The sequence below is a fragment of the Allokutzneria oryzae genome, from assembly GCF_042429765.1.
Classification (GTDB): Bacteria; Actinomycetota; Actinomycetes; order Mycobacteriales; family Pseudonocardiaceae; genus Allokutzneria; species Allokutzneria oryzae.
This window is the reverse complement of record NZ_JBHLZU010000020.1, coordinates 304,460-318,066: the sequence shown is the minus strand read 5'-3', so window position 1 is coordinate 318,066 and position 13,607 is coordinate 304,460. Positions and strand designations below refer to the sequence as shown.

17 protein-coding genes are annotated in these 13,607 nt (G+C 70.7%); 7 read left to right on the top strand and 10 right to left on the bottom strand.

Features of this window, described 5'->3' with window-relative positions:
- The first annotated feature begins 170 nt into the window (after positions 1–170).
- From ACFFQA_RS25925 to ACFFQA_RS25915, 3 genes are read left to right on the top strand one after another with little or no spacing between them, the layout of a single operon-like run.
- Positions 171–1,937 (top strand): DEAD/DEAH box helicase, encoded by a 1,767-nt coding sequence (locus ACFFQA_RS25925; RefSeq protein WP_377857409.1) that lies wholly within the window; start codon positions 171–173, stop codon positions 1,935–1,937.
- A 5-nt stretch (positions 1,938–1,942) separates the two neighbouring features.
- Positions 1,943–3,463, top strand: coding sequence for an Rv3212 family protein (locus tag ACFFQA_RS25920; protein WP_377857407.1), 1,521 nt, complete (start codon positions 1,943–1,945; stop codon positions 3,461–3,463).
- 31 nt (positions 3,464–3,494) lie between these two features.
- On the top strand, positions 3,495–4,394 hold the full coding sequence (locus ACFFQA_RS25915; RefSeq protein WP_377857404.1) for an alpha/beta fold hydrolase: 900 nt from the start codon (positions 3,495–3,497) through the stop codon (positions 4,392–4,394).
- Here the strand turns inward: ACFFQA_RS25915 and ACFFQA_RS25910 are convergent.
- The 5 genes from ACFFQA_RS25910 to ACFFQA_RS25890 all read right to left on the bottom strand — a co-directional run bounded on the left by ACFFQA_RS25910 (position 4,391) and on the right by ACFFQA_RS25890 (position 7,355).
- The gene (locus tag ACFFQA_RS25910; RefSeq protein ID WP_377857401.1) at positions 4,391–4,693 is read right to left on the bottom strand and encodes a hypothetical protein; all 303 of its coding nucleotides are present in this window, start codon (positions 4,691–4,693) and stop codon (positions 4,391–4,393) included. The two genes, ACFFQA_RS25915 and ACFFQA_RS25910, sit on opposite strands and share 4 nt — an antisense overlap.
- Positions 4,690–5,529 carry a RecB family exonuclease gene (locus tag ACFFQA_RS25905; protein ID WP_377857399.1) on the bottom strand — a complete coding sequence of 280 codons (840 nt, stop codon included), beginning with the start codon at positions 5,527–5,529 and terminating at the stop codon, positions 4,690–4,692. The genes ACFFQA_RS25910 and ACFFQA_RS25905 overlap by 4 nt, the downstream gene beginning before the upstream one ends.
- A gap of 34 nt (positions 5,530–5,563) precedes the next feature.
- Complete coding sequence (locus tag ACFFQA_RS25900; RefSeq protein ID WP_377857398.1) at positions 5,564–6,442, bottom strand: PHP domain-containing protein; 879 nt, start codon at positions 6,440–6,442, stop codon at positions 5,564–5,566.
- Between the two features lie 162 nt (positions 6,443–6,604).
- Positions 6,605–7,168 (bottom strand): PH domain-containing protein, encoded by a 564-nt coding sequence (locus ACFFQA_RS25895; protein ID WP_377857395.1) that lies wholly within the window; start codon positions 7,166–7,168, stop codon positions 6,605–6,607.
- A gap of 25 nt (positions 7,169–7,193) precedes the next feature.
- Positions 7,194–7,355, bottom strand: coding sequence for a hypothetical protein (locus ACFFQA_RS25890; protein ID WP_086826783.1), 162 nt, complete (start codon positions 7,353–7,355; stop codon positions 7,194–7,196).
- A 140-nt stretch (positions 7,356–7,495) separates the two neighbouring features.
- Here ACFFQA_RS25890 and ACFFQA_RS25885 point away from each other — a divergent pair, with 140 nt between their 5' ends.
- Positions 7,496–7,942 (top strand): NUDIX hydrolase, encoded by a 447-nt coding sequence (locus tag ACFFQA_RS25885; RefSeq protein WP_377857709.1) that lies wholly within the window; start codon positions 7,496–7,498, stop codon positions 7,940–7,942.
- A 19-nt stretch (positions 7,943–7,961) separates the two neighbouring features.
- Here the strand turns inward: ACFFQA_RS25885 and ACFFQA_RS25880 are convergent, their stop codons facing one another.
- Positions 7,962–9,059 (bottom strand): DUF2332 domain-containing protein, encoded by a 1,098-nt coding sequence (locus ACFFQA_RS25880; protein ID WP_377857391.1) that lies wholly within the window; start codon positions 9,057–9,059, stop codon positions 7,962–7,964.
- 9 nt (positions 9,060–9,068) lie between these two features.
- Positions 9,069–9,602 carry a MaoC family dehydratase gene (locus tag ACFFQA_RS25875; protein WP_377857389.1) on the bottom strand — a complete coding sequence of 178 codons (534 nt, stop codon included), beginning with the start codon at positions 9,600–9,602 and terminating at the stop codon, positions 9,069–9,071.
- A 286-nt stretch (positions 9,603–9,888) separates the two neighbouring features.
- Between ACFFQA_RS25875 and corA the strand changes: the two genes are divergently transcribed.
- Together corA and ACFFQA_RS25865 are read left to right on the top strand one after the other, a co-directional pair.
- Entirely contained in the window at positions 9,889–10,968 is a 1,080-nt protein-coding gene (gene corA / locus ACFFQA_RS25870; protein WP_377857386.1) for a magnesium/cobalt transporter CorA, read from the top strand.
- A 41-nt stretch (positions 10,969–11,009) separates the two neighbouring features.
- Positions 11,010–11,405: a hypothetical protein gene (locus tag ACFFQA_RS25865; RefSeq protein ID WP_377857383.1), complete on the top strand. Its 396-nt coding sequence runs from the start codon at positions 11,010–11,012 to the stop codon at positions 11,403–11,405.
- On the opposite strand, the gene ACFFQA_RS25860 is transcribed toward ACFFQA_RS25865, so the two are convergent.
- Positions 11,383–11,880 (bottom strand): HXXEE domain-containing protein, encoded by a 498-nt coding sequence (locus ACFFQA_RS25860; protein WP_377857380.1) that lies wholly within the window; start codon positions 11,878–11,880, stop codon positions 11,383–11,385. The genes ACFFQA_RS25865 and ACFFQA_RS25860 overlap by 23 nt on opposite strands.
- A gap of 34 nt (positions 11,881–11,914) precedes the next feature.
- On the opposite strand from ACFFQA_RS25860, the gene ACFFQA_RS25855 reads away from it, so the two are divergent.
- Positions 11,915–12,496 (top strand): TetR/AcrR family transcriptional regulator, encoded by a 582-nt coding sequence (locus ACFFQA_RS25855; protein ID WP_377857377.1) that lies wholly within the window; start codon positions 11,915–11,917, stop codon positions 12,494–12,496.
- Between the two features lie 79 nt (positions 12,497–12,575).
- Here the strand turns inward: ACFFQA_RS25855 and ACFFQA_RS25850 are convergent, their stop codons facing one another.
- A complete protein-coding gene (locus ACFFQA_RS25850) occupies positions 12,576–12,710 on the bottom strand; it encodes a hypothetical protein (protein WP_377857374.1) in 135 nt (44 codons plus the stop codon).
- Positions 12,711–12,901: 191 nt separating this feature from the next.
- Positions 12,902–13,606 carry an MgtC/SapB family protein gene (locus ACFFQA_RS25845; protein ID WP_377857371.1) on the bottom strand — a complete coding sequence of 235 codons (705 nt, stop codon included), beginning with the start codon at positions 13,604–13,606 and terminating at the stop codon, positions 12,902–12,904.
- Position 13,607: the final 1 nt, after the last annotated feature.

Here is a 13,607-nt window from a genome sequence, read left to right as displayed (position 1 = left end):
TCGAGTGAAGCCGCTGGTGATGAGCCCATCGCCCGCTCTCCGGGCCGCGTCGGCGCTGCGATGGCGGAACGGACCGCCACCGCGACAGGGCGCGCGTATCGCCTCGTCAAAGCCCTCCCGCGCGGGAGGTCCGCCCCAGCGGACCCCACACCGCGGTTGAGCGCCGTTCCATGGCGTACGCGCAAGGTACGAGAGAGGCGATCACTCTGACCGTCAGCAGCAACACCGAAACCACCGAGGACTCCGTCGACGCCATCGTGGCCGAGGAGCTCCAGGAGGCCCACCCGCTCCGGGCAGCGGCCACCGTCACCGAGGACTCCCCCACCTTCACCGAGCTCGGCGTGCACGAGAAGATCGTCAAGGCGCTCGGCGAGGCGGGCATCGAGCGGACCTTCGCGATCCAGAAGCTGACGCTGCCGCTGGCCCTCGCCGGCGAGGACGTCATCGGACAGGCCCGCACCGGCACCGGCAAGACGCTGGGCTTCGGCGTGCCCGCGCTGCAGCGCCTGCAGCTGCCCGGCGACGGCACCCCGCAGGTGCTCGTGGTCGTGCCGACCCGTGAGCTGTGCCTCCAGGTCACCGCCGACCTCAAGGACGCGGGCAAGTACCTCGGCGCGCGCGTGCTGCCCGTCTACGGCGGCCGGCCGTACGAGCCGCAGATCGCCGCGCTGCGCAAGGGCGTCGACGTGGTGATCGGCACCCCCGGCCGGCTGCTGGACCTGGCCGAGCAGCGCCACCTGGTGCTGGGCAAGGTCCGCACGCTGGTGCTCGACGAGGCCGACGAGATGCTGGACCTGGGCTTCCTGCCCGACATCGAGCGCGTGCTGCGGATGGTGCCGGACAAGCGCCAGACCATGCTGTTCTCGGCAACCATGCCGGGCCCGATCATCACGCTGGCCAGGACCTTCCTCAGCCAGCCGACGCACATCCGGGCCGAGGAGGTGGACGCCAGCGCGGTGCACGAACGCACCGCCCAGTTCGTCTACCGCGCGCACTCGCTGGACAAGGTCGAGGTCGTCTCCCGGGTGCTGCAGGCCGAGGGCCGCTCCCTGACGATGATCTTCACCCGCACCAAGCGCACCGCGCAGAAGCTCGCCGACGACCTCGCCGAGCGCGGCTTCGCCGTCGCCCCGGTGCACGGCGACCTCGGCCAGGGCGCCCGCGAGCAGGCGCTGCGCGCGTTCCGCTCCGGCAAGGTCGACGTGCTGGTCTGCACCGACGTCGCCGCGCGCGGCATCGACGTCGAGGGCGTCACGCACGTGATCAACTACCAGTGCCCCGAGGACGAGAAGACCTACGTCCACCGGATCGGCCGCACCGGCCGCGCCGGGCGCACCGGTGTCGCGGTCACCCTGGTCGACTGGGACGAGGAGCCCCGCTGGAAGTCCATCAGCGACGCGCTCGAGCTGGGCAAGCCGGAGCCGGTCGAGACCTACTCCACCTCCGACCACCTCTTCGGCGACCTGGGCATCCCCACCGACGTGACCGGCCGGCTGCCGCTGGGCCAGCGCACCCGCGAGGGGCTCAAGGCCGAGGAGCTGGACGAGGAGCCGCGCCGGAGCCGGGGCGGCAAGCGGGAGCCCAAGCGCGAGCCGCGCACCCGGCGGCGCACCCGGGGCGGCCGTTCCGGCGACGCCGAGGCCACCGAGAACGGTGAGGCCAAGGCGTGCACCGCCGAGACCCCGGCTGCCACCGCGGACACCGGTGACGAGACCCGTCCCACCACCCCGCGCCGCCGCAGGCGCCGGACCAGGGCTGGAAGCACCACCGCCGAGGGAGCTCCGGCCGCCGACGGGGGCCAGGAGCCGGTCGCGGCGCGCGCCCAGGAAGATGGGGACAGCAGCGCGACCGAGCGCCCGGCCCGTCGTCGGCGCAGGCGTCGCGCGGGTGTGGAGACCGGCGGCGAGCAGGCCGTGGCGGCGAGCGGCGAGGAGTGATGTGAGTGACGGGCTCTGGGCAGCACGGCGATCCGGACCAGCCGACCAGCCGCGACCACGAGCCCGTCCCCTCGGGAACACCGGCGTCCGAGAGCGGGACGCCGGACCTCCCGGACGAGGTGGCGCGGGAGCCGGAGCCACGGCAGCCACAGCACCCCTCGGCTCCTCCCGCGGACGACGACCTGCTGGGCTTCGACCCTGATCCGGACCCGGCTCCGCGGCCGAAGCCGGTGCACCAGCACGGCATGGCCGTGGCCACCGAGCCCGTCGCCGAACAGCGTCCGAACGTCCCGGCGCGGTCCTTCCACCGCAAGTCCGACTACGTGGCGGTGGCGCTGATCGTGGTCGCGGTGGTCGTCGCGGCGCTGGTGGTCCACCAGACCAGTGACGCGGCCGCGACCGTCTCGCGCACCACCGCGGAGCCCATGGTGCAGCTGCCGCAGCCCACCGCGCTGCCCCCGTCCTTCGCCGAGGTGTGGCGGGCGCCGAGCCCTGCCACCTACGCCCCGGTGGTCGCCGGCCCCGCCGTCGTCACCGGCGAGGGCGGCGAGATGGCCGGCCGCGACCCGCTGACCGGCGAGAAGAAGTGGACCTACAGCCGCGACCTGCCGCTGTGCACGGTCGGCGTCGCCTGGGGCCAGCCGTTCGCCGTCTACACCAAGAAGGGCTGGACCGGCGGCAACGGGCCGCAGAGCGGCAACTGCAGCGAGATCACCGGGGTGGACGGCTCCACCGGCAAGCGGACGCTGTCCCGCAACGGCAACGCGGGCATGGGCACCCGGCTGGTCACCGACGGCACCCACCTGGTGATGACCGGGCGGCGGCTGCTGGAGGTGCTGCGCTACGACCTGGTGAAGGCGCTGGAGTACGGCAAGGTCGAGGCCGAGGTGCAGCCGAACAAGCAGCCGAGGACCGACTGCGAGTTCGGCTCGGTGGCCATCGGCGGCAACCGGCTCGGCGTGATCGAGCGCTGCCCCGACGACCTCGGCGACCGGCTGACGGTGCAGAAGCCCAACCCCAAGGACAACGACACCCCCGAGGTCGCGTTCAGCTCGGTGCTCAACGGCAGGGGCGCGCGACTGGTCGCGGTGACCGCGGAGCGCGCGCTTGTGGCGCTGCCGAACCCGGCGCGGCTGGTCACCCTCGACGTCAACGGCGGCCAGGTCGCCGAGCAGCCGCTGGACATCCCCGCCTCCGACCTCGCGGGCGACCCGCCCGGCCTGGTCACGCCGCTGGTCGAGGGCAGCTCGAACATGTACTGGTTCACCGGCTCGAAGCTGGTGGCGCTGTCCTCGGGCGAGCTCCGTCCACAGTGGACCGTGGACAACGCGGTCGGTTCGCCGACGCTGTTCTCCGGACGGCTGGTGGTCCCGGTCCCGGAGGGGCTGCTGGTGCTCGACGCCGTCACCGGCGCGCGGATCGGCTCCGTTCCGGTCCGAAGGGAGCAGCCGGGACCCGTCACCCTGGCGACGGCCGGTCCGGTGATCTTGGAACAGCGCGGGGGGACTCTCGTCGCGTTGCGGTGATTCCGGGCGTCATCTGGGAGAGAATCAACAGGTGACAGTGCCGTTCCCGTCTCCTCTGAGCCCGCATCGCGCCACCAGGGTCGAGCTGCCCAGCGGCTACGGCCCGGTCGTCGCGCTGCGGTCGAAACCGGGTCCCTCGGTGGATCTGGGCGCCGTCGTGCTGCTGGTCCACGGCTACCCGGGCTCCAAGGAGGACTTCGCGCCGCTGCTGGACCCGATCGCCGACGCCGGTTTCGAGGTGGTCGCGATCGACCTGCCCGGCCTCAACGAGTCCGGCGGCCCCGAGGACGAGGAGGCCTACCGGCCCGGTGCGCTCGGCGAGGTCGTCGCGGAGCTGATGTCGCACCTCGGCGCGGACGGCAGGCCGGTGCTGCTGCTCGGCCACTCCTTCGGTGGCCTGGTCGCGCGGGCCGCGGTGCTCGCGGGGGGCCGCACGGCCGGGCTGACGCTGCTGTGCTCGGGGCCGAGCGAGCTGCCCGACGGCGACCGCAGGCAGGCGATCATCGAGGGTGAGCCGATCCTGCGCACGAGGGGCATGGCAGCCGCGCAGGAGCTGCGCGAGGCGCGCGACGCGCGCAGGCCGGGCTGGGCGCACGTGCCGCAGCGGCTCAAGGAGTTCTACCGGCGGCGGTTCCTCGCCTCGAAGCCCGCGGGCCTGCTGGGCATGGCCGACGGCCTGCGCTACGAGCCGGACCTGGTGCCGAAGCTCGGCGTCGTGCTCCAGTCGACGGGCACGCCGAGCCTGGTGGTCTGCGGCGAGGGCGACGACGTGTGGCCGGTCAGCGCGCAGCGGGACATGGCCGAGCGGCTGGACGCGGACTTCGCGGTGCTCGCGGGCGCGGGCCACTCGCCCAACGTGGAGAACCCCCATGCGCTGCTGGCCACGCTGCTGCCGACCTGGCGGGCCTGGCTGAAGGAGAAGAAGAGCTAGGACCACCACCAGAACCACAGGGTGGCTCCGGCGATCACGTACACCCCGAACACCATGGCCAGCCCGACGCGGCCGGGCTCGTGGTCGGCCCGCTGCTGCAGCACGACCATCACGGCCGCGACGACCAGGTGGCCGATCACCTCGGCGATCCCCGGCCCCGGTATGCCGGTGGCGGTCGCGTAGACCTGCACGACGATCATGGCGAGCGCGAGCAGGGCCACCCCGGCGGCGAGCGAGCCCGCCAGCCCGCTGAGCAGCCTGCGGGGCAGCGAGTTGCGGCGGCCGATCGCGGGGCTCATGGCGCCAGGGTGGCCCACGGCTCGACCTCCGGTGCGGCCTGCTGACCCTCCTCGCAGTGCCTGCGGAAGTCGCACCACGAGCACTGCCTGCCGGGCACCGGAGGGAACAGCACGTCCTGGTCCCCGCCAGCGGCGAGGGTGTCGGTGGCCAGCGACAGCTCCTCCGCCGCCTCCTCGGCGCGGGTGAGGTGCCTGCCGAGCGACTCCTCGCTGTGCTCCCACACCGCGACCTCGCCGGTCGGCAGGTGGTGCAGCTCGACCCGGCGGCACGGCTTGCGCAACGTGCGGCGGGCGGCGATGGCGTAGAGCGCCAGCGCCTGCGAACCGCGGGCGTCGTCCACGCCGAGCGCGTGCCTGCCGGTCTTGTAGTCCACGATCACCAGCTCGCCGTCGCGCAGGTCGATGCGGTCGACCCGGCCCTCGGCGACGATCTTCTCGGTCGGCGCGGACACCCACCGCTCCAGGCCGATCGGCTCCAACCCCTGCGGCAGCCCGCGCACGTAGTCGGCGACCCACTGCCGGGCGCGGTCCCGGTAGACCTCGGCCTGCTCGGCGTCCCGGAACCCGTCGCTCTTCCAGCACCTGCGCACCAGGTCGGCGGCCTGCTCCTCGCTGCGCCGCTCCGGCGGCAGGTCGAAGTAGCCCTTCAACGCGTTGTGCACCACCGCGCCGAGCGTGCTGCTCGCCCACGGCCCGCCGCGCTTCGGCGCGGGCCGGTCGAGGTAGGTCATCCGGTAGCGACGCGGGCACCCGCTCCAGGTCGCCAGCTTCGCCGGGGTGACCTTCACCAGCTTGCGCGGCATCCCTTCGAGATCAAGACCCAGCTGCCCGTCCACCCGCCCAACGGTACGCACCCGGCACGGAGCGATGTCACCGGGACACCTGCTCCTCCCACGCCGGGCACCAGCCGGGCTTGGCGCGCGCGACGAGCGCCTCGAACTGGGCGGGGTCGGTGGTCTCCTGACCGAGCCGGATCGTCTTGTTGGTGCCGTGGTAGTCGCTGGACCCGGTCATCACCAGGTCGAGCTCGGCGGCCAGGTCCCTGAGCTCGGCGCGCGTCGGTTCGTCGTGGTCGGGGTGGTCGACCTCGACGCCGGAGAGCCCGAGCGCGGCGAGATCGGCGACCACCTCCGGCGTGACGACCGGCCCGCGCGCCCTGGCGAAGGGGTGCGCCAGCACGGTGATCCCACCGGCTTCGGCGATCATCGCGATGGCCCGCTCGACCGGGGTGTCGGTGCGCGGCAGGAGGTAGGAACCACCGGTGCCGAGGAACTTCGCGAACGCCTCGTTCACCGAGCTCACGACCCCTGCCCGCATCAGTGCCTGGGCCAGGTGCGGACGCCCGGCGGGCGCGTCCGGCGGCAGACCGGCCATCAGCTCGTCGGCGTCCACCGGGAACCCGTCGGCCGCCATCCGCGCCGCCATCCGGTGCAGCCGTGCCCGGCGTTCCAGCCGCAGCCGCGACTGCTCGGCGACCAGCGGCTCGGAGTCGGGGTCGAACAGGTAGGCCAGCAGGTGCACGGTGACAGTGCCGCCGAGACCGTCCGGCGAAGCGCACGACAGCTCGGCGCCGGGCAGCATGCGCATCCGCGTCGGCAGCGCGGCCAGCGCCTCGGACCAGCCCGCGGTGGTGTCGTGATCGGTCACCGCGATCACGTCGAGCCCGGCGGCGGCAGCGGCCGCGACCAGCCCGGCGGGCGAGTCGGTGCCGTCAGAGGCGGTGGAGTGGGTGTGGAGGTCGATGCGCACGCAAGGAGTCTCCTCCACCCTCGGCGAACCGCGCCAACGGCGCCGAAAAGCACAGAGCCTCCGTCCAGGCGCGGATTCCTCTGTGCGCCTGGCGGAGGGCTCCACGGCTGGCTACCAACCCCGTGTGGCCAGCCGTTGTCGGTGTGTCGAGGGGCTCCGGGACTAGCCGGTCGCCCGCTTGCTGAGTGCGGCCTTCTTCTTGGCCTGCATCATCGAGAACCGCTCGGCCTGGGCCTTCTTGTCACCGAAGACCAGCTCGGAGATCGCGTCGTAGACCTCTTCTGGCCGGGGCAGGTACTCGATCCTGTTCAGTGCCTGGATCTGACCGGCCGACTCGACCACGATCGTGCCGTAGCCCCACATGCGGCCGTTGAGGCTGCGTTCGTAGGTGAGGTCGGTGACCTTGCCGATCGGCATCATCGCCACCTTCGTGGTGAAGACGCCGTTGGTGAGCATGAAGCGCTTGTCCGTGACGACGATGCGCTCGACCCACCACTCGATGACGAAGTAGGCGAACCGAAGGAGAACGAACAGGGCGGCGTACCACAGGATGTTCTGCAGCAACCACTGACCTGGTGGGAGCAGGTACGAGATCATCACGGCGCCCGCGAGCAACGCGACTGTCTCGAAGATGTCCCACAGCAGGGTGGCCCAGTGCCGGCGCACCCTGATGATCCGCCGCTCGGTCTCGAGCAGGTACTCGTCTGGATCGCGAGGCGCGAACACCGTCTCTACCGCCCTGTCGCCGTCATCAGACGAACAACGACCTGACGAACGTGATGATCGCCTGAGCCGCGTCCCGCAGTCTGCCCAGAATCCCGTTCACAGCGCCCGCGGCCTGATCCGGTGCGGTGAACACAAGGAACAGGACCAGCGCAATGCCAGCAAAGGTGAGGATCTTCTTGATGTTCACGTTGTCCAACCCCGTCCGCTAACGGCCTTGTTGGCGCCTGCGGAACCGTTGTACCGCACTCCGCCGCGCTTCGGCAGATTTGTACCGCACTTGGCTGAGCGCCAGCGCCAACTGCCTCGCCAAGACTACTGTCCGTGTTCGTGCTTGGCGATCGCGAAACTTCGATCCGCTGCGTCGGGGGAATCACGTTCGACGCGTCGGGCCGACTCCTGATGATCCGCCGTTCGAACGACCCCGGTCGGGGGCTGTGGTCTTTACCCGGCGGCCGGGTCGAGCCGGGCGAGACCGACGCGGTCGCCGTGGCCAGGGAGCTCCACGAGGAGACGGGGCTGGTCGTGACGGTCGGCGACTTGATCGGTTCTGTCATCCGGAAGACGGAACGGGTGTCCTACGAGATCTACGACTACTCCTGCCGGGCGGTCGGCGGAAGACTGCGCCCGGGGGACGACGCGGCCGCGGCGGCGTGGATCAATGGTGTGATCTTTGCCGCACTCGATCAGGACGGGGCGCTCACCGAGGGCCTCGCCGAGGCGCTTCGCGAGTGGGACGCAGTGCCCCAAATCACCGAGAATCGCCCACAACGGTGATCAGGGCGAAGCGACCGGCCTAGAGCCACTCCAGCCATTGTCCGTGCATCCCGCTCCTGGCCAGCGGACGAGGCTCTGACCTGCCTTTTTCCCACTGCGTCACGCTGACGACCGCATGCGCGGGTCCGTCGGCGACGAGGTCAATCCGCTCAGGCAGCATCATCTTCAGGCATGCGCCAAAGGACTCCTGCGCCACCCACCACAGCGCGCGTTCGGCGGCCAGCTCCCGCAGCGCCTCGACGTACTCGACGCGCCGCTGCTCCGGCAGGTAGGCCAGCACGTTGCTGTTGAGGACCACCAGCGGCAGCTCCACGGGGATGCGCGCGGCGGCGGCGTGCAGGTCGTCGACGGCGTCGCCGGTGACCAGCGTCGGCGGGTCGGCCCTGACCTCGTCGGCGGCCAGCCGGAGGAAGCTGAGCCTGCGCGGCTGGTCCGGCCACACGCAGGCCTCCAGCCAGCTCAGCTGCTCCTCGTCGAGCACGTCGACCGGGGCGCGGTCCAACCCGACCTTCGCACCGAAGGCCGGCGCCTTGGACCGCACCCTGCCCTGCTCCCGCCGCACCGTGGTGTCCAGCACCAGGCGCGCCTTCTTGCGCCCGGTGGTCACGTCGGTGCCGTCGGGCATGCGGTACCGGTAGCCGTAGCGGTCCATGCCCAGGAGCAGGCCCGCGCTCGCGCCGACCTCCAGCAGCCCGAGGGGCGTCTTGCCGGCCTGCGCCGCGATGAGCGAGAGCACCGGGTGCAGCACCGCCGCGCGCCGCACCTCGTTGGTCTGGGTGGTCCGGGTGGCGATCAGCTCGCGCATCTTGTCCGACCGCCCGAGCACGAACTCGCGGAACAGCGGCCACGCCGCCTCGTCAACGCCGTCGCTGCCGCCGACCGAGGGGTAGTAGCGGGTCAGCGGGTGCCACGGTTCGGCGAACAGCGCGCGCTGCGCGGCGGCGAAGAACAGCGTCGGCACGGCGAAGTCGGCGGCCGCCGCGGTCAGCAGGCCCGCGACCTCGGCGTCCTCGGCCGCGCCGAGCGCGAACCGCTCGTAGAGCGGGGAGTTTCCGGCGGCCTCCCGCTCGGCGAACCGGTGGAACCGCTGTTGAACGGCGTCGAGCTGGGAGGTCATCTCGGGCTCCTACGAGAGCTTCGGCTCGGGGCGACCGGGCTGCTCGCCACCGCGCGCGAGCCCGTAGGACTTCTTCGGCACCATCACCTTGCGACGGAACACGCACACAACTGTGCCGTCCTGCTTGTAGCCGCGCGTCTCGACATAGACAACTCCACGGTCGTCTTTCGACTTCGACGGCGTCTTGTCGAGCACCTCGGTCTCGCCGTAGATGGTGTCACCGTGGAAGGTCGGCTTGACGTGCTTGAGCGACTCGACCTCGAGGTTGGCGATCGCCTTGCCGGAGACGTCGGGCACGGACATGCCCAGCAGCAGCGAGTAGATGTAGTTGCCGACAACGACGTTCTTGCCGAAGTCGGTGGTCTGTTCGGCGTAGTGCGCGTCCATGTGCAACGGGTGGTGGTTCATCGTGAGCAGGCAGAACAGGTGATCGTCGTACTCGGTCACCGTCTTGCCCGGCCAGTGCTTGTAGACCGCTCCGACCTCGAACTCCTCGAAGTAGCGCCCGAACTGCACAGCGTCCTCCCGGGTTAGCTGGATCATGGTGACCGCGGGGAACAGTCTTGCCCCCAAACGGGTACCCTCGACAACTGGTCTGTGAGCGACTCCACCGTTCATCGGACCCCCGGCATAAGGAGGTGGGACGCTGATGAGTGCAGACAGCACGCCTCCCAGTACCGGCTCGCGTCCCCGCCGCCGGACCGCCACCCTCGGATAGGTCCGTCCGCACCGGATAGGCCGGGACGCGCACCCCAGAGTCGGAGCGGCCTTCCAGGCGAGGCTCCGGCATCTCGTACGCACTCGCGACGCGAACTCTCGGGAGCCCGTCATGCCTGCTCTGCCCATGCTCGGCCTCAAGGGCCGCACAACTCGAAACGGTCGAGGGATGACTCCGATTCCGGTCCCGCTTTCGGCGTACGTCGTTGACTGCGGCATCTACGTGGACGGCAAGCGCCTGCCCGGTCGCTGGACGCACATCGCGGCGATCGAGGAGGTGCGCAAGCGGCAGAACGGCTTCGTCTGGATCGGCCTGCACGAGCCGGACGAGGAGCAGATCCAGAGCATCGCCGAGACCTTCGGCCTGCACGAGCTCGCCGTCGAGGACGCGGTGCACGCGCACCAGCGGCCCAAGCTCGAACGCTACGACGACATGCTGTTCATGGTGCTCAAGACCGTCCGCTACGTGGCGCACGAGTCCCCGGAGACGGCGAACGAGATCGTCGAGAGCGGCGAGATCATGGTCTTCGTCGGCCGCGACTACGTGATCACGGTGCGGCACGGCAAGCACGCCGGGCTGGCCACGCTGCGGCACCTGCTGGAGGAGGACCCGGAGAAGCTGGCGCTGGGGCCGGCCGCGGTGCTCTACCAGATCGCCGACCACGTCGTTGACCGCTACCTCGAAGTCACCAGCGCGGTCGAGGACGACATCGACCAGATGGAGGTCGCCGTCTTCGACCCGCGCAGCGACGTGGACCCGGAGCAGATCTACCTGATGAAACGCGAGGTCATGGAGCTGCGCAGGGCGGTCGGCCCGCTGGCCACCCCGCTGCGCAGGCTGGCGGAGGGCTACATCCCGCTGGTCCCGGAGCAGGTGCGCTCCTACTTCCGGGACGTCGACGACCACCTCACCACCGTGCACGACCGGGTTGTGGCCTTCGACGAGCTGCTGACCACGCTGATCGACGCGGTGCTCGCCAAGATCACGCTGCGGCAGAACAACGACATGCGCAAGATCTCGGCGTGGGTGGCGATCATCTCGATCCCGACCATGGCCGCCGGGATCTACGGCATGAACTTCGAGAACATGCCGGAACTGAAGTGGGCCTACGGCTATCCCATGGTCCTGACCGTCGTGCTGATCGCCTGCGTCGTCGTGTACCGGATCTTCCGGCGCAACCGCTGGCTGTAGAACGTCCCCCCGCCCCACCGTCCCCCGTTGGGAGGTCCCGCATGCTCCGGCTGCTGCGCAACCTGCGCGTCTGGATCCTTGTCATGGCTGTCGCCTGGATCACCACCATCCTCGTGATGATCACCGGCCGACCAGAGGACGGGGCCCCGTCGGCCGATGTCCTGGCCACGCAGATCGCGGACGCGCTGCGTGCCCAGGACGCCGACCGCCTGGCCCGCCTGGTCTCGCTGGAATCGGGTGGCGACGAGGTCGCGAAGGTGACCGTGGCCAACTTCGGCAGCGTGGACACCAACCTGATCAGCTCGCACCTGGAGCGCCGCAACGGCGTGCAGGTGGTCGTGGACTACGTCCGCCCGGACGGCGGGCAGGGCGCGCTGCGGCTGCCCGCGGTCCTCGCATCGGGCCGGTGGAAGGTCACCCCCGTCGCCACGCCCTGACAGCCTTGGTGATCACCGCGGCCGCACCGTGCACGCTGCCGAGCGCCACGGGGAACCACAGGAACGAGCTCGCCCGCGTGCGCAGCGGAATGCCGTTGTCCCGCAACAGTTTCAGCGCCCACAACGAGAAGGGCGCGACGATCAGCGGCGCGGTGATGACGCCAGGCGTGTAGCGGCGCAGCAGCGCGGACTGCGCGAGGTGGGTCAGCGAGTGCAATCCGAACCCGGTGAGCACGGTCTGGAACAGCGCTGACCGCCCGCCGGTCCGCGCGCCCGCCGCTGAAGCGGTCGCGATCACCGCGCCCATCAGGCCGATGGCGGTGGTGACGTGCGCCTGGTCGACCTCGGGCAACCAGCGCTTGTTGTCCCGCGAGAACTTCGCCATGGTCAGCAGCTCCTCGGCGTCGTGCAGCGTCCACGCCGCGAGCAGGCCCCAGGTGACGGACGTGGGCAAATTTTCGTTACGTGACGTCATGTAATTAAGATAGCTCTGGAGAAGGGAGCCGTCCATGGTGGAGAGCAAGCCGAGGGGCCGTCCGCGCAGCGCGCGGGCACAGGAGGCGATCATCTCCGCGACACTCGCGGTGCTGGTGGAGACGGGGTTCGCGGGCCTGACCATCGAGGCGGTCGCGTCCAGGGCGGGCGTCGGCCGACCGACGATCTACCGGCGGTGGGCGACCAAGGAGGACCTGGTGGTGGACGCGTTGGCGGCCACGGTCCCCGTGGCGTCCACAGTGGACACGGGTGACCTGGCGGCAGACATCGCGGAGACGGTGCGAGCGGCCATCAACGGCCTCGGCGGCTCCGAGGTGGGCGGGGTGGTCGTCGGCGTGCTCGCGGCAGCGGCGGCGAACCCCGTGCTGGCCTCAGCCCTGGCGGAGCGCTATCTCGCGCCGCGCTTGGGCGTGGTGTCGGAGCTGGTCGCGCGCGGGGTGGCGGCGGGAGTGCTGCGGTCGGACCTGAGCCCGGAGGTGATGCGCGACCTGCTGATCGGACCGCTGGTCTACCACTGGCTGGTGACGGGCTCCCCGATGTCCGAGCCGAACACCACCGCCCTCTTCACCGCCATACTCTCCACCCTCCGCACGTGACCCCGTCGGCCATTCGCGGGCTTATGGACGTCTTCGGAGCTCCGGAACGGTCCATAAGCCCGCGAATGGCGAGGAAGGGTCAGGCGGAGTGGGCGTGCTCTCGGGCCTGGGTGTCGGTGTGACCGGCGAAAAGGCCGATGACAGCGCTCACCACCGCACGGAACAGGAAGCTCGTCGTGCGCGGCGTGGTGGTCGTGGTCCCGATGGGGGTCATCGCTGTTGCCTTGTCTTCTCGTTGTCGGGTGCCGGTTCGATCTTCGGCATACCCGCTTCTCGCGTCGCCAAACATCTTCGTTAACGACTTCGATGTCGCTTCATCCGGTCAGGCGTGAATCCGATTGTGAACGTAACGAAGTCCCGTCCGCGAGCGAATTTCCCAGCCGCGTCCACTGTGGACAACGATCATCAGTCCTCTGTGGAGTGTGTGACGAGTCTCCAGCTCACCGAGGTGATCCCCGGTTCCAGGCTCAGCCTGCTCACCGCCCGCTCCAGCTCTCCGCCGTTCGCGCCGCGCCCGAGCACCCGAGCGGTCACCTCGACCCGGTCCGGCGCGACATCGGCGCTGGTCAGGGCGCGCAGCTCGAAGCCGCCGTCGGCCACCGACCGCACGACCAGGGCGCGGATGTGCGCCTCGTCGGCGTCGCGGCACACCGCGCGCAGGTCGTAGTCGGTCTCCGCCAACGCGGGATCGGCGGCGCGGCCGTCGACGATGCGGCCCAGCTGGCGCAGGCCCACGTTGGCGACAACGATCACCACCGCGCCCGCCACCGCGACGGCGTAGTGACCTCCGCCGCACATCAGGCCGATACCGGCCGTTCCCCAGATCGTCGCCGCGGTGTTGATACCCCGGAGGTTCCCGCCGTCACGAATGATCACTCCCGCGCCCAGGAAACCGACACCGGAGACGATGTACGAGGCGATCCGCGTCGTGCTGCCCGCATCCGGCGTGAGCACGCTGAACAGCTCGAACAGCGCCGCACCGACGCAGACCAGCGCGTTCGTGCGCAGGCCAGCCGTGCGCGCCCGCCACTGGCGCTCCAGTCCGACCAGCGCGCCGAGCGACGCCGCGCACACCAGGCGCAGCGCGATCTCCCACCACGTGATCGTCATG